Origin of the sequence: Paenibacillus sp. FSL K6-3182 (assembly GCF_037976325.1) — a bacterium.
Classification (GTDB): Bacteria; Bacillota; Bacilli; order Paenibacillales; family Paenibacillaceae; genus Pristimantibacillus.
The window spans coordinates 6,046,400-6,068,980 of sequence record NZ_CP150265.1 but is presented as its reverse complement, the minus strand read 5'-3'; the positions used below and the strand labels follow the sequence as shown (position 1 = coordinate 6,068,980).

The 22,581-nt window shown below is 45.3% G+C and carries 15 protein-coding genes; 13 read left to right on the top strand and 2 right to left on the bottom strand.

The genetic code is table 11. From position 1 onward, the window contains the following. Positions 1-29: 29 nt before the first annotated feature. Positions 30-962 (bottom strand): ArsR family transcriptional regulator, encoded by a 933-nt coding sequence (locus tag MHH56_RS26735; protein WP_339204677.1) that lies wholly within the window; start codon positions 960-962, stop codon positions 30-32. A gap of 290 nt (positions 963-1,252) precedes the next feature. Here MHH56_RS26735 and MHH56_RS26730 point away from each other — a divergent pair, with 290 nt between their 5' ends. The 11 genes from MHH56_RS26730 (at position 1,253) to MHH56_RS26680 (ending at position 19,755) form a co-directional block, all read left to right on the top strand. Next, a complete protein-coding gene (locus MHH56_RS26730) occupies positions 1,253-2,014 on the top strand; it encodes an SDR family oxidoreductase (protein ID WP_339204676.1) in 762 nt (253 codons plus the stop codon). Between the two features lie 20 nt (positions 2,015-2,034). Beyond that, the gene (locus tag MHH56_RS26725) at positions 2,035-3,885 is read left to right on the top strand and encodes a sensor histidine kinase (protein WP_339204675.1); all 1,851 of its coding nucleotides are present in this window, start codon (positions 2,035-2,037) and stop codon (positions 3,883-3,885) included. Positions 3,886-3,902: 17 nt separating this feature from the next. Next, positions 3,903-5,192, top strand: coding sequence for an ABC transporter substrate-binding protein (locus MHH56_RS26720; protein ID WP_339204674.1), 1,290 nt, complete (start codon positions 3,903-3,905; stop codon positions 5,190-5,192). A 12-nt stretch (positions 5,193-5,204) separates the two neighbouring features. After that, the gene (locus tag MHH56_RS26715; RefSeq protein WP_339204673.1) at positions 5,205-6,278 is read left to right on the top strand and encodes a LacI family DNA-binding transcriptional regulator; all 1,074 of its coding nucleotides are present in this window, start codon (positions 5,205-5,207) and stop codon (positions 6,276-6,278) included. A gap of 312 nt (positions 6,279-6,590) precedes the next feature. After that, a complete protein-coding gene (locus MHH56_RS26710) occupies positions 6,591-7,748 on the top strand; it encodes a GntR family transcriptional regulator (protein WP_339204672.1) in 1,158 nt (385 codons plus the stop codon). A gap of 256 nt (positions 7,749-8,004) precedes the next feature. Then, on the top strand, positions 8,005-11,079 hold the full coding sequence (locus tag MHH56_RS26705; protein WP_339204671.1) for an alpha-mannosidase: 3,075 nt from the start codon (positions 8,005-8,007) through the stop codon (positions 11,077-11,079). Positions 11,080-11,084: 5 nt separating this feature from the next. Further along, positions 11,085-11,996 (top strand): ABC transporter permease subunit, encoded by a 912-nt coding sequence (locus MHH56_RS26700; RefSeq protein WP_076268992.1) that lies wholly within the window; start codon positions 11,085-11,087, stop codon positions 11,994-11,996. A gap of 13 nt (positions 11,997-12,009) precedes the next feature. Then, on the top strand, positions 12,010-12,906 hold the full coding sequence (locus MHH56_RS26695; RefSeq protein ID WP_339204670.1) for a carbohydrate ABC transporter permease: 897 nt from the start codon (positions 12,010-12,012) through the stop codon (positions 12,904-12,906). A 54-nt stretch (positions 12,907-12,960) separates the two neighbouring features. Then, positions 12,961-14,637: an extracellular solute-binding protein gene (locus MHH56_RS26690; protein WP_339204669.1), complete on the top strand. Its 1,677-nt coding sequence runs from the start codon at positions 12,961-12,963 to the stop codon at positions 14,635-14,637. A gap of 15 nt (positions 14,638-14,652) precedes the next feature. Further along, positions 14,653-16,839: a hypothetical protein gene (locus MHH56_RS26685; protein WP_339204668.1), complete on the top strand. Its 2,187-nt coding sequence runs from the start codon at positions 14,653-14,655 to the stop codon at positions 16,837-16,839. 1,716 nt (positions 16,840-18,555) lie between these two features. Beyond that, entirely contained in the window at positions 18,556-19,755 is a 1,200-nt protein-coding gene (locus MHH56_RS26680) for a benzoate/H(+) symporter BenE family transporter (protein ID WP_339204667.1), read from the top strand. Between the two features lie 16 nt (positions 19,756-19,771). Here MHH56_RS26680 and MHH56_RS26675 read toward each other — a convergent pair whose 3' ends face one another. Continuing rightward, positions 19,772-20,284 (bottom strand): acyl-CoA thioesterase, encoded by a 513-nt coding sequence (locus tag MHH56_RS26675; protein ID WP_076269129.1) that lies wholly within the window; start codon positions 20,282-20,284, stop codon positions 19,772-19,774. A gap of 406 nt (positions 20,285-20,690) precedes the next feature. On the opposite strand from MHH56_RS26675, the gene MHH56_RS26670 reads away from it, so the two are divergent. Together MHH56_RS26670 and MHH56_RS26665 are read left to right on the top strand one after the other, a co-directional pair. Beyond that, complete coding sequence (locus MHH56_RS26670) at positions 20,691-21,293, top strand: sigma-70 family RNA polymerase sigma factor (protein WP_339204666.1); 603 nt, start codon at positions 20,691-20,693, stop codon at positions 21,291-21,293. Further along, on the top strand, positions 21,220-22,539 hold the full coding sequence (locus MHH56_RS26665) for a DUF4179 domain-containing protein (protein WP_339204665.1): 1,320 nt from the start codon (positions 21,220-21,222) through the stop codon (positions 22,537-22,539). The genes MHH56_RS26670 and MHH56_RS26665 overlap by 74 nt, the downstream gene beginning before the upstream one ends. Positions 22,540-22,581: the final 42 nt, after the last annotated feature.

The following is a 22,581-nucleotide window of genomic DNA, read 5'->3' as shown; positions in this document are numbered from 1 at the left end:
CTCCTCTTCTTTTCTTCGTATATAGCAGATTAGACGGTTGTCCGATCCTCTTGCGCCAGCTTCGTATAGTACAGCTTGAAAATGAGATCCTGATTATAGTTTCCGAAACCGGAGCCGAATAAAGTAAAGCCGCCAATATGCTCAGCATCCTCCAAAATCGCAATGCGGAACGTCCAGTGGCTGTTGCTAATATCAATCTGGTCGAGACTGACATCCGAAAGCCTAAGGCCGTCCATGTAAGTGCCATCCTTCTTAATAATCAACCGCTTCAATAAACCGAATTGGTTGACATCATCAAACCACCAAGGTGGATTAAGCTTGCCTTTTCCGCCATAATCGGCAGGGCTCGTCCACGTGCCAACATTTACACCATTAAAGAAAAACGTAAGATCCGAAGGCCAGTTCATATTGGTGAGAGGCGCTTCAGACGAAATTTCCATCGAAATTTCGAGCTCGTCTGGACTCTCGCTCGTTAATAGGAAGTTAGGAATTTTATATTCGATATAGCCTTGCGAGAACCATAATATTTTGGCGTTCACGCGATCGGGATCAAGAAAGTAGCGGGGGTCGTCGAAAATACCGATAACCTTTTCCGTCGTGCAAATGCCGCAAGTAGGAACGATGTTGAGATCGGTATAGTGTCCGATGGAAACCTCGGTTCTTCTTGACTCGCGCTGTACGACGTCCTTGCGGGGGAATGCTATTTCAAGTCCATCCATGCTAAGCGAGCACACCTTCTGAGCGGCACCGCCTTTGCCGGGGGTCATTTCGGATTTGATGATTCCGGCCTTCTCCAGCTTTTTTACGTGCATTGTCATGATTGCACTGCTTAAGCCTAAAGCCTCTGCCAGCTCGCGAATGTTCATTGATTTTTTGGAGAGCAGGTGAATCATTTGAATGCGTACATTACTCGATATAGCCTCAAATATAGGCAGGCTTTGCTCTGATAGCTCGATTTTCAAGGGTTACCTCCGAATAAGAGTTATTATTAATACATATGTGAATGTTTAGAGTAGGCTATAGTCTGTAATATACATGAAAATAGTCGAAATCACAAGGAATATTGCTTGAAATAGCCGCTGCAAGCCATGGAGAAGATAACCATATTGTAAATTAATTCACCGTATCGTTTACTTGTGTGTACAAATTCATTTTTTTTGGATAAGCTTTATAAAATGAATATTTTTTGGTAGCATAATTATTAGTAAATGATCTAACAAATCTGTTTCCATAAAGAAAGGTGACCTTATTCATGCACATTGATCTTTCTAATAAAACAGCGTTAATCACAGGAGCTACTGGCGATTTAGGACGGGTAATGGCACGTACACTGGCAAGCTGCGGCGCTAACATCGTTCTGCACTACAATAATAACGAAGCAAAGGCCAAAGAATTGCAGACGGAAATTACAGCTATGGGCAGAAAAGCAATGATCGTACAGGCAGACGTAACGAGTGAGCAGCATATTAATGAAATGAAAGCTAAGGTAACAGAGGAGCTCGGCCATGTAGACATCGTTGTCGCTAACGCGGTCATTCAGTACCAATGGACAAGCATACTAGAACAGCCTGTTGCTGATTATGTCAGCCAATTCGAATCCTGCGTATTGCAAAGCGTCTTTTTAGCGAAAGCTTTTGTGCCGGCAATGATCGAGCGGGGCGGCGGTAGAGTCATTGGCATCAACACCGAATGCGCGATGCAAAATTTTGCAGGACAATCAGCCTATACAGCTGGCAAACGCGGGATGGATGGCGTCTATCGTGTGTTAGCCAAAGAAGCTGGAGAGCATCAAATTACGGTTAATCAGGTGGCGCCAGGGTGGACCATCAGTGATCGCGATCGTGCCACCGGTACGGAGGAGAACCTTGCTTATTCACAAAACGTTCCGCTAAAACGCAGAGGAACGGACCAAGAGATTGCCAATACGGTCGCTTTTCTAGCATCGGATCTAGCAAGCTTTATAACTGGCGCTTACATTCCTGTAAACGGCGGAAACGTTATGCCTGCCATCTAGAATAAGGGAGAGTTAAGAGGATGAGCCCCAGAAAACGATTGTGGCGCATATGGGCAGCTTTAGGCAGCATGAGAATGGAGGGGAAGCTGTTTATCGTTTTCCTGCTTCTAATCACGCTGCCGTTATCGTTTATAGGCTACATCTCATATAGCAATTACTCGCGTTCGATTGAGGAGAAAACGATTGTTTATTCGACCAAGATGCTTGAGAACATGATGGTTCGTGTTGACGATTATATCGAGGATATGATTCGTATTTCCTCTATTCCTGCGTACCAGAACGATATCAAACAAAACCTGATTCTCTCGAACAGCTATTACGAGAAAAGGCAGCAAACATCGATCGATAATAGCAATCAGGTGCCTGACGATTTTGACCTTCTGCTCTTAATCCAGCGAGGCATAGAGGGAAATATTTCGTTCATCAATACGATAAAACGCGGCGCCAACTCGGTTTATATATTTGATCAGTTCGGCAATGGCTATTATTCTACAGCAGGCGGAGGCATTCGGCTGAACGTGAAGGAGAGCTATGAGAAATGGCGAGAGCTCATTAATACTTCCGGCGGTGAAGCGAGACTGTTCAGCACGCAAAAATATACGAGCAATTTGCAGAGCGTCAAATATGCATTTACCGTCGTTCGCAAGGTGATTGATAAATCGCTTAAGCCTATCGGCATGATTGCGGTGGATGCGAATATTAGCGTCATTGAGGATCAAATGAGTGAGCTCGACAAGGTGACAAATGGAAAATCGGTCATTATCGATGAGCTTGGCAATGTCGTTTATGACAGCGACAAGCAGCGAATGGCCACAAACATTATGAGTGATCCTACGGTAGTCCAAGCAAAGGGCACGAAGGGGAGCTTTTATTTTGAGCGTGACGGTGTTAATCGTTTATACATTTATACGACCTCGCCCAATACGAAATGGAAGGTAATGACCTCCATTCCGGATAGTGAGCTGACGAAAGATGCCGTTGTCATTCGCAACGTAACCTGGATCGCTACAATTATTACGATTATCGTCGCGCTTTTTATTTCTGTTGTGTTTTCCTTTGCACTAACGAATCCGCTACGCAAAATGATGCGATTGATGAAGAACGTGCAGGAGGGTGACTTTAACGTTCAGTTTCAAGTGAAATATCGGGACGAGGTAGGACAGCTAGGCAATCAGTTCAACCGAATGATTGTCCGAATTGATCACCTCATTCAGGATATTTATTTGATGGAGACAAAGAAGAAGGAAGCTGAATTGCACGCGCTGCAAAGCCAGATCAATCCGCATTTCATGTATAATACGCTCGAATCGATCCGAATGGCGGCTGAGCTGAACGACGATCAGATCGCAGCCGACATGATTGCCATACTCGGGAAGCTGCTGCGATACAGCATAAGCGATTTGCATGAGGAAGTAACGCTGGAGAATGAGGTTCTGCATATGCGCAACTATGTGGAAATGCTTAATTATCGTTATCCGAACCGCTTCCATTTAGAAACGCATATAACCGATGACATGCTGAAGTATCCTATGATTAAGCTTGTGCTGCAGCCCATTGTCGAGAATGCGATTTATCACGGCATGGATGACAATAAGGCCTCGATGAGAATTGTGATGAGCAGCGAGCGTACGCCGCATGGTGTGCTGCTTCGCATAAAAGATGATGGGCTTGGCATGGATGAGGATACATTAGATCGCTTAAACCGTTCACTTACAGGATCGGAGGAAGCGGTCGTCAAGCGCAAATCAGGCGGAATCGGCTTGAAAAATGTAAACGAGCGTATCAAGCTCCACTACGGAAACGCGTATGGCTTGAAGGTGACCAGTGAACGGGGTAAAGGCACCGAGGTTATTTTACAGTTTCCACTATAAAGAGGGAGAGACGCTGCATGAACAAATACATTTGTATGCTGCTGCTTATTGTTCTTTTGTCCAGCATAGGCTTGACGGGATGCCAGAAGGCACAAGGCAACAGCGAAAAGGAAAAGGAGCCCGTTAGCAAAGAGGAACAAGTTGGTCAAAATGTGACGATTAATGTGATGACCAATCGTGTTGATCTGATGGAGAATGGCGTGTTTCAAAAATATGCCGATCAATTTGCACAGCTGAATCCTGGCGTAACGGTCAAGTTTGAGGGCATAACCAATTATGCCAGCGATATTATGCTGCGCTTATCCACTCGCAGCTTAGGCGATGTGCTGCTGCTTCCGAACAATATTAAAAATGAAGACTTGCCTGATTATTTTGAGCCGCTAAGCGACAGCTTGTTTGAGCATATTCATTTTGCAGACTTTAAAGCACATGCTGGACAACGCTTTGGTATTGCTACCGGCGCTTCCACGACAGGGATCGTATATAATAAGCAAGCTTTCAAAAAGGCAGGCATTACACAAATCCCAACGACCTTGGAGCAGTTCTATGCAGCATGCGAGAAGCTGAAGAAAGCCGGCATTGTACCTGTCTATCTGAATTATGGCGCTCAGTGGCCGCTTATGACTTGGGGCGAGGATCTAGTCAGCTATATGACTGGCAATGCCGACTATTTAAATAATATGGTCAACACGGACGAGCCGTGGACTATTGATAATGCATGGGGACAGTCAATTTCCATTGTCAAAACATTAATATCAAAAGGTTATGTGGAAAACCAATTGCTTTCGAATCAATGGGAAACATCCAAAAAAGAGCTTGCTGACGGTAGAGCCGCCATGTATTTAATGGGTAACTGGGTCATCAATCAAGTTATTGCAGCGGGTGCGAAATCGGAAGATATCGGCTTTTTCCCATTCCCTTACGACAATAGCGAGAAGCGCTTCTCGCCGCTAAGCCCGGATTGGTTTGTGGGTGTAAGCAAATTTAGCGAGAACAAAGAGCTCGCCGAGGCGTGGGTCAAATTTTTTGTAAACGAATCTGGTTATGTTGATGATTCGGGCTTCTTGCCTGTGATTGAGGATAAGCAGCCTTCCTTGCCGCAATTTCAACAGTTTCTATCGTTCAACATCGAATTTCTGGAGCGAAGAGTGCCAGACGACCTCTTGCTTGAAATTGCGAATACAGCTCAAATTGCATTTTGGTCCGGCGATTATATTCAAGAGTGGATTGCCTCTCCAGATTTGCAGAAGGTGTTTACCGAATACAATAGGCGCTGGAAAGAAGCGCGAACCATTACTGAAAGCTAAGGTGGACTACCGATGTCAAACAAGGTTACCATGCAGCAAATTGCTGATTATTTAAGCGTATCAAAGTTTGTTGTCTCGAAGGCGCTCTCTGGCAAAGGCGGCGTCAGTGAGGCAACACAGGAGCGGGTTATTCAAGCGGCATCGCAGCTGGGTTATTTTACGCAAAAGAATGCTTATGTGAAAACAATGAAGCTTGAGCAGCTTCCCAAAACGCCTGCCGCCCACAAACAATCGGTGCTTGTGCTTATGCCTAATATTCGCTTCCAAACGAAGGAGTCGCTGTATTGGGGAAGAATCCTCGATGGGATTGCTTCGCGATTGGAGGAAGATGGTTATGGCATGGTCATTGTGTCAGAGCAAAGCGTTGATCATTTCCTTCATTTCTTGAACCCGAATGGCATATTGGGGCTTATCGGCGTGGGAGAAATTTCAACTCCGCTGCTGTTAGAGGTGCATCGCATCGGCTTGCCAATGGTGCTCGTGGATCATGAGGATATGTTAATTCCTAGCGATACGGTGTTTACGAACAATTATGATTCTATGTATCGCTTGACGAAACATTTGATTGGTAAAGGACATACGCAGCTGTGCTTTATTGGGGATATGAATTATTCGCGGAGCTTTAAGGATCGGTTTCTTGGGTTCCGAAGTGTACTGGAGGAGCAGGCTCTGGTGGAGCCTAGGTTCCAAATGAGCAATGACTGTTATCTTCCCGTTGAAGGTTTTGAGCATGAGCAGTTTCAAGAGCCGATAAAACAGTGGGCAATCAAAAGGCTCAAGGCAAAAACGATGCCAACGGCGCTTCTATGTGCAAATGACATGATCGGTATCGGTGCGATTGATGCCATGAAGGAGCTAGGTATTGCGGTGCCGGAAGAGGTGTCCATTACAGGCTATGACAACATTGACGATTCCTATCGCATGACACCTTCTTTGTCGACGGTGCATGTGCCTAAGGAGGCGCTTGGCAAGCGTGCGGTAGAGAGGCTGATTAGCAGAATAACGAACAAGCAGGAGCCGATGGAGAAGCTGCTTGTAGCTGGAGAGATCTTGTACCGAGAGTCAACGGCGCAGGTGAAAGCATGACTTAGGACATAGGTTGATGTATGAACAATGAGGTTTAAATGGATGAATTGCTTATGATTTGTCATATTGATAGCGATTTCGAATACAATTAAAAATATATATTGTATATATTATATATACAAAATTCGCGATATTCGACAAGAAAAGTGGTTGAAAACGCCCGATGTATAGGAAAAAAGCTGTGAATTAGCGTCTTCCTTAGTTCTAAAGAAGGGTAATTTACTTCATTCGACAAAGATGTGGGTATTGCCTAAAAAGAGGCTAACCTATATTATATATTACAAATATTAATATGGAGCTTGGTGATAGCAAATGAATTCAACAGTCCGTACGCCGCTTTACCAGAAAATCCAGGATTATATCCGCGAGTTGATTGCTACGGAAGGCTTGAAGGCGGGGGACCGCATTCCGACCGAAAAAGATCTAATGAAGTTGTTTAACGTCAGTAAAATAACTGTAGTGAATGCGATGGTCGGACTTGCGAACGATGGAATCATTTCAAGGGTACCGGGAAAGGGCAGCTTCGTCAGCAATGATGGGCCGGTAGAAGTGGATGAGACAGTGCCGGTTACGCCGACAGTTGGTTTAGAAAGAGCGGCAACCCAGAATAAAACGCGTATGATTGGTCTCGTTATGCCATCTATTTATGATTATTTTGCCATCCGTTTAGTTGAGGGAGTGCAGAGGGCGCTAAGAGAAAAGGGCTACCGAAGCATGATTTTGCTGTCTGAGGGCGATGTGGATAAAGAGAAAGAAGCGTTTAAGACGCTAAAGGAATTCGGTACGGACGGTTTGCTTGTATTTCCCGTAGATGAAGAGAATTATAACGAAGAAATATTAAATATGAAGTTCAATGGCTACCCCTTTGTACTTATCGATCGTTTCCTGCCTGGCGTAGAAACCAATTATATCGCTGCGGATGGAAGGCTTGGAACAAGCCTTGCTGTCGAATATATGTGGGAGCTTGGGCACCGGGAAATTGCGATTTGCTCAGATTCTCCGCTGCAAACGGTTACGGTACAGGAGCGGATTGAAGGTTATATGGACGCTTTGAAAAACAAAGGCGCACTCATTAATCCGGCTCATATTATTACCGATTTTAATGTTGGTAGTCTTAAGGATGCTGAGAAGCACCCGTTATACCGCTATATTCGCAACCGAATGGCTACAGCGTATATTACGCTTAACGGAAGGCTGGCTGTTCGAATTTATCAAATGGCTAGGCAAGCGGGGCTTCGCGTGCCTGAGGATTTGTCTATTATCAGCTTCGATGACCCGACATCTATCGTAGATGAGTTCAGCTTGTTTACACATATCAATCAGTTTGAGCATGATATGGGTTATCGTGCAGCAAGCACACTGATCAACATTATTGAAAATGGGGTAGACCCAAACAATAGATATAGCAAAACGCTGCTTAATCCTGAGCTGGTTATCCGCCAAACGACTGGACCAAGACCAGTTCAATAATTGAATAAGCGATAAAATTGAGAATCTTTTCCGCTAAGGAAAAGATTTTTTTATTTATATATTGAATATATTGAATCTATATATTATATTATGAATAAGACAAATGTTTATAAAGCTTGGTTTCAAAAGTCATATAGCGAAGTTTTGAATAGTTTCGCGAGTACGATCTGAAAACGCTAACAATTTGAAGTCGATAGGCATGTATGGGAAAAAGCCTGTATGAAATATAGAACTGGATGATAAAGGAGACCTACAAATGCCATACGAAAAAGTGAGAACGGAGCAGTTGAAGTCGCTGTTGGACCGGTTGAAGGAACAAATCTACAAGCCGCTTACGGATTTGAAAGTAACCGCTTGGGTTACTGAGGAGCCGGTTTCTTACGAGGATAGGGAGTCAGGCCGGAAGATTGAACTCGCTGCGGGAGACCGCTGGGGAAATCTTTGGGACTGCGCTTGGTTTCACTTTAGCGGAAAAGTACCGCAAGAGGCGAAGGGCTTCAAAATTGTGCTTCTTATCGATGTGAATGGTGAGCTTTGTTTAGTAGATGAAGAGGGAACACCTATTCAGGGTTTAACGAATATAAATTCTGAGTTTGATTATAGCCTTGGCCTTCCTGGCAAACGTGTTGTACACATTAGTGAAAGCGCGCAGGGGGATGAAGAAATTGATTTGTGGGGCGATGCAGGCTGCAACGACCTGTTCGGTCGCTTCCGCAGCGGCACTTTGAAGGAAGCCCAAGTCGCAATCTGCCACGAGAATATCCATCAGCTTTATTATGACGCTGAGGTACTTCTGGAGACGGCGGATCGTTTGCCTGAAGGGTCAGCACGCAGAGCACGCATTTTGCAGTCTTTGTATGAAGCCTCTCATATCCTTACATCTTTGAGTGAAGAAAGAGTAGCTAAGGCATCGAAACTGCTGCGTGAGCAGCTTGATAAACGCGGCGGAGATCCAGTGCTTACAATTAGTGCCGTCGGCCACGCGCATATGGATCTGGCTTGGTTATGGCCAATCCGCGAAACCATCCGTAAGGGAGCACGCACGTTTTCAACGGTGCTGCGGATGATGGAACGTTACCCCGACTACATCTTTGGAGCAAGCCAGCCACAGCTTTATGATTGGATGAAAATCCATTATCCGAAGCTGTATGCAAGCATCAAAGAGCGTGTGCAAGAAGGGCGCTGGGAACTGCAAGGCGCGATGTGGGTTGAATCGGATACAAACGTACCTAGCGGAGAAGCGCTGATCCGTCAAATCCTTTACGGAAAACGGTATTTCCAAGCAGAGTTTGGTCAAGAGATGAAGTCGCTTTGGATGCCGGACGTATTTGGATACACAGCGAGCCTGCCTCAAATTTTGAAAAAATCAGGCGTTGATTACATGATGACGCAGAAGCTGTCATGGAGCATTTACAACCGTCATCCCCACCATACGTTCCACTGGGAAGGAATCGACGGCTCGCGTGTCCTGACTCATATGCCGCCTGAGGATACGTATAACAGCCCGGCTGCACCTCGTTCCATTGTGAAGGCAGAGAATGAATATATGGACAAAAACGTATCGGAGAATTGTCTCATGTTGTTCGGAATCGGCGATGGCGGAGGCGGTCCTGGCGAGGAGCATCTCGAGAGATTGCAGCGGGAGAAAAATTTACTTGGCCTTAGCCCAGTTGTTCAAGAGCATTCTTCACAATTTTTTGAGAAGCTTGCAGTTGGTTCTGATCGTTATCAAGTGTGGTCCGGGGAGCTTTATCTGGAGCGCCATCAAGGAACGCTGACCAGCCAAGCGCGCAATAAACGGTATAACCGTAAGCTTGAGAAAGCTTTGCGTGAGCTTGAATATGCAGCTGTCTTGGCTGAAAGAACAAAGGGCAAACCTTATCCTGCGCAGGAGCTGGAAACGATATGGAAAGAAGTGCTGCTCTATCAATTCCATGATATATTGCCAGGCTCCTCTATCAAGCGCGTATACGATGAATCGCTGGAGAGATACGCTATACTGCTGGACCGTGTCGAGCAATTAATTTCCGAAGCTTACGAAGCGGTTGCACAATCCGTATCTGCTGAGAAAGGCTCTGAGGTAATCTTTAACTCCCTGTCATGGGATCGGGAAGAATGGTATGAAAACAATGGCGCATGGCAGCGGGTTCGTATTCCTGCTATGGGATATGCCGTTGCAAATGGTTCACTAGCGCTTGCTGAGACGGCAGCAGCTGAAGCAGAAATTGCAGCTGCCCGGACGCAAGAGAAAACAGCGGCAAATAACCTCTTTCCTGATATGAGGGCATCAGCTATCGATCGGATAATGGAAAATGATTTGTTATCGGTTACGTTCGCTGAAGACTTCACAATTATATCCATCATTGATAAAGAGCTTGGCCGGGAAATCATCCCGCATGGCCAGAAGGCGAATGAACTCAGCCTGTATCATGATGAGGGCGATGCATGGGATATTAAACAAGATTATCGCCTCTCGGGAGGAGTACCGCTTGAGCCAGCTGAATCATCAGCTTTCCAAGATGGACCAATGGTAGGCTTGCTGCTTGTATATCGGTTTGGTCAATCAACAATGACACAGAAGGTCATCCTGACTCAAGGCAGCCGCCGCATCGATTTCGTTACGAACGTTGATTGGAAGGAATCAGCGAAGATGCTGCGTACATCCTTCCCTGTCAATATTCGATCGGACAGCGCGAGCTGTGAAATTCAGTTCGGCTACTTGAAACGCCCTACACATCGCAATACACTGTGGGATTATGCGAAGGATGAAATTTGCGCTCATCAATGGATCGATCTTTCAGAGTCGGATTATGGCGTCGCACTTCTCAATGATTGCAAATACGGACATCGTGCTTGGCAGAATGTGCTGGATTTGAATCTTTTGCGCAGTACATCGTATCCAGATCCAGAAGCCGATCAAGCAGAGCATCAGTTTACGTACTCCTTGTACCCGCATAAAGGGGATCATGTTCAGGCAGAGGTTTATAAGCGTGGATATGAGCTTAACGTACCACTGCGTTCGGTAAGCATGGCAGCAAGCGACGAGGCACAGCATTTGCCAGCAGCAAAATCATTTTTCAGCGTTGACCATTCCAATGTGATGGTTGAAACGGTGAAGCAGGCAGAGGACGGGGATGATCTGATCATCCGTTTATATGAAACCGCAGGAACACATCTTAAGGCAAAACTCATTGCAGCTATGAACGAAGCGGATGCTTGGCTTACTGATTTGATGGAAACACCCATCGATAGAATCCATGCGGAGGAAGGGGCATACCACCTGGCCTTTACTCCATTTGAAATAAAAACGATCCGTTTGGCAAGGAGGTAGAGCATATGACAGAGTCTGTATTGTGGAAACGAATTTGGCGGCACAAACTATTTTATTTGTTTATGCTGCCCGGCATCATCTGGTTTTTCCTCTTTTCCTACGTTCCACTTTTTGGCGTACAAGTGGCATTTCGTGATTTCATGTTCTCTGGGGGCTTCACTGGAAGCCCCTGGGCAGGACTGAAATACTTCCAGCAGTTTTTCTCCTATTATCAGTCATTCGAGTTGATCCGCAACACGATTATCATCAGTCTCATGAAGCTTCTTATCGGATTTGCAATGCCTATATGTCTCGCAATCCTATTGAACGAGGTTCGCAACATTAAATTTAAGAAAACCGTGCAAACGCTTTCTTATTTACCGTATTTCGTTTCATGGATTGTCGTTGTTACGCTGATGCAGCGTCTTCTTACTCCATCTGGAGGTCCAATCAATGAATTGCTTGGTGTGTTTGGTGTAGAACCGATTCAGTTCTTGAACAATACAACATGGTTTTATCAAATTGTTGTAGGCTCAGATATTTGGAAAAACATCGGGTGGAACTCGATCATCTATATGGCAGCAATCGCCGGCATTGACCAGCAGCTTTACGAGGCGGCTAAGATCGACGGCGCTGGGCGCACTCGCCAAATGTGGCATGTAACGCTTCCTGGTATTCGCAACATTGCCGTTATTTTGTTCATACTCTCGGCCGGCAGCTTAATGAGCGCTGGTTATGAGCAGCTGCTCCTGCTGAACGGTCCGGCTACCGCCGCAATCGGCAGCGTACTCGATGTGCATGTTATCAGCTCCGGTATAGGTGAAGGCCGATTAAGTTATGCGGCTGCTGTAGGATTATTCCAGAGTGTCATTGCACTCATTCTCATCGTGACTGTCAACCGAATTGCTCGCAAGGTTAGCGACGTATCCCTGTTTTAAGGAGTGGTTTGATATGGCGAAAAGCCGATTTTCTATATTTAGCATTTGTAATTATATTTTCTTAACATTGTTCGGATTGTCGATGATCTACCCGTTTATTTACATTCTGGTCTACTCGCTCAACGATGGAAAAGATTCGATGATGGGTGCGCTTTATTTCTTCCCTCGTAAATTTACACTCGACAATTACGTAGAGGTTTTTGATAATGCCCGCATTTGGCAGGCCTATAAAATTACGCTGCTTCGAACGGTGCTCGGCACATTCCTGCACGTAGGTCTTTGTACGCTGATGGCTTATGCGCTTTCCAAAAAAACGCTGCCAGGAAGAACATTTTTTACGTATTACATCTTTTTGCCAACGATATTCAGCGCTGGATTCATTCCGTATTTCATCACTTTGCAGAAGCTGCATCTGATCAACAGTTTTTGGGTATATGTCATTCCGATGCTGTTCAATTTCATGCATATCGTCATTCTTCGAACGTTCCTGCAAGGCATACCGGAGGAGCTAGAGGAATCGGCACGAATTGACGGCTACGGTGACTTTCAAATATTCCTTAAAATCATACTACCGTTATCGGGTCCAGTTCTTGCGACTATCGCTTTGTTTATCGGGGTTTCGCATTGGAACGACTGGTTTACAGGCGCCTACTATGTGTCGGATAAAAATCTGATACCAGTTCAAACGCTGCTGCAAGAATTGCTGACCGAAGCGGAAGCGCTATCATCCTCCATGCAGAGAGCGGCGCAGCAAGGCGGTCAGACCGTCAGCGTCAATGTGGCTGGGGCAACACCGGAATCGCTTCGAATGGCTTTGCTCGTTATCACGGTGTTTCCGATCTTGTGTATTTACCCGTTTTTGCAGCGTTACTTCGTCAAGGGCGTTATGATTGGCTCGGTCAAAGGATAATCGTCCGCATTCGGGACTTTATCATATTTCATTACAGTTCACGGGAGGGTTTTTATGAAGAACAAAAGAGCAAAAAGCACTTCGTTGTTACTCGCAGTAACTCTGATGGCGGTTACGCTGTTTGGCTGCAGCAACAACAACGGTGGCGCCGTCAATAAGCCTTCGGACAACGCAGGCACAACTAACAGCGGTACAGAGCAAAAAGAGGTGAAACTCAAAGTTCTTCACAACTGGAACGGCTCCAGCGGCAGCGACACAGATACGACGGCGATCGAGAAGGTTATTAAAGAAAAAACGGGGATTACGATCGAGTGGGAATATACAAAGGGCAGTGAAGTTGAGAAAGTGAACACCATTTTTGCAACTCAAGATATGCCTGATATTTACACAGGTCCAGCTTGGGGCGGAGAGCTAGATGGAATTATAAAAGCAGCGAAGGAAGACCAATTGGTCGATCTTTCGGATAAGCTGGACAAATATCCAAATCTAGCAAAAGCGATTCAGAAAGACAATGTTCCGCCAGCGCTTTATGAGAAAGCTTTTGATGTGTATGACGGCAAGCAGTTCTTGCTTTACCAGAACCACCCTGCAACACCTGAGGATGCAATGGATTGGCTTTATGGCTTCTATGTCCGCAAGGATATTGCTGAGAAGGTTGGAGTAGATCCGCAATCCGTACGTACAAAGGAAGAGCTTTACAGCTTCCTGAAAAAAATCAAGGACGCTGACCTGAAGGAAAATGGCATGTCTGTTATTCCTCTCGGAGGCTTCCATAACGGCTGGGCTGTTGGTATTGGTAATACGATGTTCTATGGCTCTGGTTATGTAGATAAAGGTGATGGAACGCTGGAAAACAGCTTCTTCTCGAAACAATACGAGGATTATACGCTGTATTACCGCAAGCTGATCTCCGAAGGTCTGCTTGATCTTGAAGCGTTTACGCAAACCGATCCAATCGCGAATGAGAAAATCAAGCAAGGTCGTATTGCAGTGCTGGCTGCTCACTATCCAGCGATTCTCGATGCTTCCAAGGACTATGTGAAAGCGCATCCAGGCAGCGATTATATTCCAGTCGGCCCGCTTGAGCGTGCTGGTGCTGCTGCTGACCGTCCTGCTGACCTTTCTATTCAAGGAAACAACGTAACCGTTATTCCGAAAAAATCGAAAAACGTAGATGCAGCGCTTCGCCTGCTGGACTATCTTGCTTCTGATGAAGGTTTCCTTCTCGTACGTTACGGCATTCAAGGCGAACATTGGGATATGGAAAACGGCAAGCCTGTAGCCAAAAAAGAATGGTTTGATAAATTCTCAGCGGATACAACTGGCAAGATGAAGAAAAACGAAGGCATGGGCATTGGCCTTGAGAGCATGTCTGGCCAAGACCGCATCAACTCCGTTGGCGCTGGAGACATCTGGTCTGATCAGGATCGTCTGGCAGCGATGGACAATGCGCGTAAAATTTTACGTCCTAACGGTATTAGTGTTATTTCGGCATACAATCCTGGCGACGTTATGATTAAGTCTCCACAGTGGGAAATGCTGAAGCCATCCATGGACAAAATAGGCGACGTCTGGAAAGAAGCGATTTATGCGAAATCGGATGAAGCGGCACTAAAAATCATTAATGATCTTCGCGGACAGATGAATAAAACAGGCTATAAAGAAGCGATGCAGTTTACTAATGACAACTTGAAAGGCAAGGAAGTAGCTTTGTTTGGAATGGCAAACTAAAGGAGGCTTCTCGCTTTGACGAAGGGTTTGGGACAACGAGCAGAGTGGACCGGTTTTCAGGAATCAAGGCCGTATGGCCCGAAGTATGATTTGCGGACCGATTTTGTCATGGTGTACGGAATATCTGATGACTTGCCTGAGCGGATCGAAGGCTGGAGAAATGCCGGCTATAAGATTCATTTGATGACAGGTGTATCTTGGGGGGAGTATCAGGACTACTTGTACGGTCGATTCGACGGACGGGAGCACTGGGATGAAGCTCAAATGGACCGCAGCGGAAATCATCTGCTTCATGGCAAGGATGTTCCTTATATGGTTCCGACCATTGCCTTCGCTGAATATTTGGCTTCTCATATTAAACGGGCAATCGACTCTGGCGCAGAAGCGATTCATTTGGAAGAGCCGGAATTTTGGGCGGCATCGGGTTATTCCGATGCGTTCAAGCGGGAGTGGCTGAACTATTACGGGGAGGATTGGATTCCTCCCCACTCCTCACCGGACGCTCAGTATAGAGCATCCAAGCTGAAGGCGGCAATGTACTATCGTGCGCTTGACCGGCTTTGCAGTCAAATGAAGGAATATTCGTTAGTAACCTACGGTAGAACGGTGCGTTTCTATGTCCCAACTCACAGCTTGATCAATTACACGCAGTGGAGAATTATTAGTCCTGAGGCGCTGCTCGTTTCGATGCCTGGCTGTGACGGTTTCATTGCTCAGATCTGGACGGGAACGGCTCGTACTCCGAACGTTTATAAGGGGCTGCGCAGAGAGCGAACCTTCGAGACGGCATATTTGGAATATGGAATTATGCAGGAGCTGACTCGTGGGACGGGGCGTGAAATGTGGTTCCTTCACGATCCGATTGAGGATAACCCTAGATACAGCTGGAGCGACTATCGTAAAAACTATCGTTCTACTGTTGTTGCTTCCCTGCTGCATCCTGAGGTGAAGCAATACGAGGTATGCCCATGGCCGCGCCGTGTATTCGAGGGCAGCTACCCGACTGAGGACGGGAAAGGAAAAGAAATGATCCCGGGTGACTATGCGACCGTGCTTCTGACGGTCATGAATGTACTGCGCGACATGCATAACCATGATGAGGTTGCTGGAGACGACGCCTATACAGCTGGCATTGGCCTTTGCTTATCCAACTCTGCGATGTATCAACGCGGGGACGTTATCCGTGAAAACGAGCAGGAAGGCGAAGCTGCCAAATATGACGGAACGAGTTCAGCTGAAGAGCTGAGTGCAGAGCAGAAGGAGCTTCTTGACTGGTCATCCTTTTACGGACTCGCGCTTCCGCTCGTGAAGGTAGGCATTCCGCTTAGACCGGTACAGCTGGACAATATTTTGACCTTCCCAGGATATTTGGATCATTACCGGGTGCTGCTGCTCAGCTACGAATTTATGAAGCCGGAGCATCCGGGCATTCATCAAGCTATCGGACAATGGGTAAGGGAGGGCGGCATACTCATCTATGTCGGTGACGGCTCGGACCCCTATCATGAAGTACGGGAATGGTGGAACCGTGAGAACAGCCGCCGTTCTTACATGCGTCCGGAAGAACATTTATTCGAGTCGCTTGGCTTAGGTAGAAACCCGGAGCAAGGAGAGTTTACGGTAGGCAGCGGTGCTGTTTTATTTTACCGTGAGAATCCGGCGGAATTGTCCCGCTCTGAAGCGGGTGCAGCTCTTATACGGAGTGCTGTAAAAAGGTCGCTCGAGATCCGCGGAGAAATGGTTGATTATAAGGAAAGCACCTCGCTGCATATGAGACGGGGGCCTTATGTCATTACTCATGTGCTGGATGAGAGGGAAGCGGATGATTCAATTGTTCTTGAAGGATTGTTCGTTGATTTGTTCGAAGCGAGCATGCCTGTGAAACATTCCGTGGAAATCAAATCGGGAGAGGACAGCTTGTTGTTTGATTTGAACTACTCTGATAAACAGCAGGGGGAAACAAGTATTCTTGTTAGTTCATCTCGCATTCGTGAGGAGCTGTCGGCTGAAAACCGAATTTCCTTTGTTTCAGAGGCACCGCTGGACATCACGGTTAGTACGCGCCTGCGTGTACCAAGTGAGCCTAGCAGCGTCACAGCTGGTGATCAAGCGGCATCATACGAGTATGATGGAGAGTCAGGAACGGTGCTTCTTCGCTATCCGGGCGTTCCGGAAGGAATTGCAGTAAGCGTGGAATGGTAATGCGATAACAAACGAACGATTGAAGGGGCTGTTCCACAGTGATGAACTCACTGGAGAGATAGCTCGATATGAATATTGAAAAAAATGGCGTCACAGAGACTTGTTTCTGTGACGCCATTTTTCTATTTTGGTCTATTGATGTTTGCTTAAGCAAATGGTGGACAATCGAATCTTGGCGTATGATCGACGTAAGAAATTGAGCAATAAGCACATATATGTTCTTACAGCGAGAGAAAGGGCTAGGTTTGTTGTCTGTAAGCACAAATATGCGCTTATAGAGTAGCTTCGGCGTATGATCGAGGTAAGAAATGGAGCAATAAGCACGTATATGTTCTTACAGCGAGAGAAAGGGGGAGGTTTGTTGTCTGTAAGCACGTATATGAGCTTACAGAGTAGCGGCGGCGTATGATCGAGGTAAGAAATTGAGCAATAAGCACATATATGTTCTTACAGCGAGAGAAAGGGCTATGTTTGTTGTCTGTAAGCACATATATGCGCTTATAGAGTAGCTGCGGCGTATGCTCGAGGTAGGAAAAGGAGCAATAAGCACGTATATGTTCTTACAGCGAGAGAAAAAGCTAGGTTTGTTGTCTGTAAGCACAAATATGCGCTTATAGAGTAGCTGCGGCGTATGATCGAGGTAAGAAATGGAGCAATAAGCACGTATATGTTCTTACAGCGAGAGAAAGGGCTAGGTTTGTTGTCTGTAAGCACGTATATGAGCTTACAGAGTAGCGGCGGCGTATGATCGAGGTGGGAAATGGAGCAATAAGCACGTATATGTTCTTACAGCGAGAGAAAGGGCTAGGTTTGTTGTCTGTAAGCACGTATATGCGCTTATGGAGTAGCTGCGGCGTATGATCGAGGTGTGAAATGGAGCAATAAGCACGTATATGCTCTTACAGCGAGAGAAAAAGCTAGGTTTGTTGTCTGTAAGCACATATATGCGCTTATAGAGTAGCTGCGGCGTATGATCGAGGTGGGAAATGGACCAATAAGCACGTATATGTTCTTACAGCGAGAGAAAGGGCTAGGTTTGTTGTCTGTAAGCACGTATATGAGCTTACAGAGTAGCGGCGGCGTATGATCGAGGTAAGAAATGGAGCAATAAGCACGTATATGTTCTTACAGCGAGAGAAAGGGCTAGGTTTGTTGTCTGTAAGCACAAATATGCGCTTATAGAGTAGCTGTGGCGTATGATCGAGGTGGGAAATGGAGCAATAAGCACGTATATGTTCTTACAGCGAGAGAAAGGGCTAGGTTTGTTGTCTGTAAGCACAAATATGCGCTTATAGAGTAGCTGCGGCGTATGATCAAGGTAGGAAATGGAGCTGGAGCTCAGACAGAGTGAACGTTTTCGGACCTATAACTTACGAACCTAGTAGCTCTTATTTTAATCAAAAGTAATAGATTAAAAGTTTAACGAACTCCAGAATCGTTATTTCGAGAAAAATAGCTTATGACACTCAATTCAGCCTGCTATAACGTTCATGAGGTTCGTAAAAACATAAGTAAGTTAGTTTTCATCACAATAAGAATAATACAGTTCGTTAGAGAGTTGATCTTGGGATGTCTTGGGATGCCTTGATATGTTATGCGCAGAAATGGCTGAAAAAAGATTGAGCAGTGGATGGGTACAAATCGCATAGAAACGGTTATACTTAAGCACTTGAACAACTCGAAAGCAATATTATTATACGATTAGGAAGCGATTTGATGATAAAAACCCAATCCAAGCTCAATCGGCAAAATGTGTTTACTGGTATATTATCTGCGATGCTGGCATGTACAGGCGGAGCCGTACTCATCGTTAGCAGCGCTGAAAAAGCAGGTTTTTCAACCTTAGAGCTCGTCGCGTGGCTGTTCGCCGTTTACTTTTTTGGCGGACTGCTGAACATAGCTTTGACGTTGATTTATAAAATACCGTTTGGCGGCGCGCATTCGATAACCGCCGTTGCTTTCTTAAGCACTTCTGCGACACAATTTACAGTGCAGGAGTTAGCTGGTGCGAGCATTATTTCCGGGATTATTATCGCTGTATTTGGTTTATCTGGTCTGTCCGATAAGCTGCTGGCTTTCCTGCCTAAGCCTCTGATGGATGCGATGCTTGCCGGTTTAATATTCAACCATATTGTAAAAATCGTTCCCGCGGTCAAGGATGCTCCCTTTGTCGGGTTTATGGCATTGGTCGTTTTTTTCTTATTTCCCCGTTTATTCAAGGGCTTTCCGCCCGTGCTCGGCGTCGTTTGCATGGGGCTGCTTGCTCTATGGATTGGCTACGATTTGCCTCCAATGGAGGTGCTGCCGTTTGCGCTGCCGCATGTGGTGAGCCCTGAGTTTTCGATTAATGGGCTGTTATCGTTAGCTATCCCTTTGTCGATACTCGTGCTTAGCAACGATTTGTTTGTAGCTTTGGCAGCACTTCGCAAAAATGGCTATGAGCCATCCGCTTCCAAGACAATTACGATAACTGGTTTTGCCACGACTGCTGTAGCGTTTCTTGGCGGACATAGTGTAAATGTTGGAGGAATGATGAGTATGCTTTGCAGCAGCGAAGAAGCTGGTGCAAAGGAATCTCGTCCTTATGCAGCAATTGTCTCGGGTACATTAGTGGCGCTATTTGGATTATTTGCTTGGAAGGTTATTGCCTTTATTAATATTCTTCCGTCTTCATTTATTTGGCTTCTAACGGGTTTTTCATTGATGGGGGTATTCATTCAAAGCCTTCAGTCAGCCTTTTCGGAATCTGCCTACCGCTACTCAACGGCCTTTACATTTGCGATTGCGGTAGCGAATGTCGCCTTTCTTGGCGTTTCTGCGCCTGTTTGGTGCTTGGCAATCGGCATGGTTACGATGAAATTGCTGGGCGAGGGAACACGCAGCAATAGCAAGGATGTTGTTCGTCAAAATAAATAGTAATAAAAGGGGACGATTATTCCCACGGAAACTTCGTCAGCAAAAAGTCTGCAAACTTTTTGCTCTCTTCTCTGCGCTGCTTCCTCATTGCCGTTCTATGCTCGGCTGTTTCATATAATTTAATTTCTTCTTCCGTTTCAGGGACAATACGAGGTACAAGTATTGTCTTATTTTGTTCATCAAGGGCAACGAAAGTAAGAAAAGAGGTTGCTGCTATTTTTCGCTCGCCGCTTCTTAAATCTTCTCGTATCACTTTCACAAAAACCTCGATTGAACTTTTGCCCGTCCAAGTAACGAAGGACTCTAGGGAAACGGAATCTGTTGGGCGGATTGGATGCAAGAAATCAACGGAATCCGTCGAAGCTGTTACCGCGGTAACTCTGCATAATTTGGAAGCGGATATCGAAGCAATATCATCGATATAAGACATAAGTTTGCCGCCGAACAACGTATTGTGATTGTTTACATCGGTTGGGAATACTCTTGAAACCTTAAAGGATCGCGTTTCTTTGACATATTTATTTTCCAAAGCATTCACACAACTTTCTAGAAAGTGGCTGATCTTTGGGTATTTTCTCCCCTTTATGGATAGGTTATGCTTCTAAAATAAAACTTAAAAGGGTTTCACATATTATGCTTGATTAGTATGTGGAACCCTTTATATATAGTTACTCTTGGCTGAGCTTTAACAATTGATCATTAACATTTTCGGTGCTTAATTCCCCGTGATAACAAACAACGGATGCAATATTTTCTTTGAAATCTCCATAATAGCGAGCCTCCGTAAAATTAGATTTATATGGATGTTATTATGCAGGTTTAGTTGATGTCAACATCCTCTAATAACATCGCAGTGACGTGGTAGTTGAGATTTTTTTTCGCAAAATGAACTTTAATAGCCTCTGTGATCTCTTATCTATGAAAGGGGGGAGAACATGAATGTAAGCCGTCTTGTCAAACAAGCTCAAAAAGGCAACAAAGAAGCTTTATTACAACTAATCATAGCCGATCAGGACGCTTATTATCGTCTTGCCTACAGCTATTTGAGAAATGAGCATGACGCGATGGATGCCATGGCAGACATGATTGTTACGCTTTATGAAAAGCTGGATCAATTGCAAAAGAGCGAAGCCTTCTACAGCTGGAGCAAAACCATTCTCGTCAATCGTTGCAAAAAACTGCTCCGCCAAAAAGAACGATTTGTTCCACTGGGAGACGAGGGTGAATCATCTTTTGCTGGATTAACTGAAGATAACCCTTACCGCAACACGGAGTCTGAGATGAACATGCAGGTGCTGCTCTCGAATCTAAACGCACAGCAGCGGGAAGCTATCGAGCTTCGCTATGTACATGATCTTCCGTATCAGACGATTGCGGACATGACCTGTTCACCGATTGGAACCATCAAATCAAGAATTTCGCAAGGCATGCAAAAACTGAAAGCGATGATCGGAGGGGATCGTAATGAAAACGATCGAGGAGAGATTGCAGGAGCACAGACAGACCTTGAATATCGTGCAGGCACCGTCAGGACTTGAGGACAGGCTTCGAAATGCTCTTGAGCATGTTCCTGCTAAGAAAAGAAAGCTAAATAGAGCGATGACATGGGTTGCAGCATCAGCTGCAGCACTCCTTCTGATTGTCGGAACTTATCAATATCCTGCATTCGCTTATTACGGAGGCAAGTTGTTTAACAAAATCGAGCTGAACTCTCTTAGCTTCTCTGAAGTGGCGGAGCAAGGCTATGGACAATCGGTCAACAAAAGCAAAACGCTTGAGGACGGTACTGTCATTACCATCAACGGGGTTATTGCTGACGATAACGCTTTGCTCATGTATTATAGCATTGATAGACCCGAAGGCTCTGTATTTACTGACAATAGTTCACTACGTTATAACGTAGGTCAAATGGAAGGGTTCTTGACGGATTCCGATCCCAAAGAAGGAAGCGGCAATTATAGCAAAGATGAGACCCAGTACGAGGGTATCTATAAATTTGAACCGGTTAGTCCATTCTCTAGAACTTTAACCGTTACATTTAGTGAGTGGCTAGAAAATGGGGAACGGGCATCTTACCCAATCTCCTTCAAGTTTGAAGCGAATAAAGCGATGAAAAGCATGCTTAAAGAGGATATCTCAAAATCCGTTTCGGTCGATGAGGGATTGGTCCACTATGACGCCATCACAGCTTCACCTACTTCTACCATCGTAAAGGGACATTATGAAATGAATGATGGGGGATACCCGAGGTTCTCAGGTATAACAAAGCTTTATGTAAATGGAACAGAAGTGAAATCATGGGGAATGCAGTCGGATCATTCGGGTGAAAAGGGCAAGGCGGCATTTGAACTTGAATTTGATGTGCTGCCTACAGACAAGCTGGAAACCATCGAGCTCGTACTTGAAAATTTTGCTGGCTATCAGAAAATAGAAGAACCGATCTCCTTAGCTTCACCATCAGATCTGTCCATAAAAATTGGGAATGAGAAATTATGGATTCGCAGCGTTACAAAAACCGATACAGGTTATGATATTGTTATCGCCAGAAAACAATTTACAATCTTGGAAACGGAAAACTTATCTGTTCAATCGGGTGATAGTGTAGTTCCCGTCTCATCCATTTCCTCATCACGCCCGTGGGATTTGAAAAATGGCAACATCTTGTGGGAGCAGACGTTTTCTTTTAACACGGAAGAGGAACCGGCACAGCTGCTGCTTAACGGATTTTCCTATATTAAAACCTACGATAAGACCATCTCTATTCCTATGGAAATCAAAAAGTAATTTGTATCAAACAATAAATGAAAAAGGGCTTCTCAAAAGCAG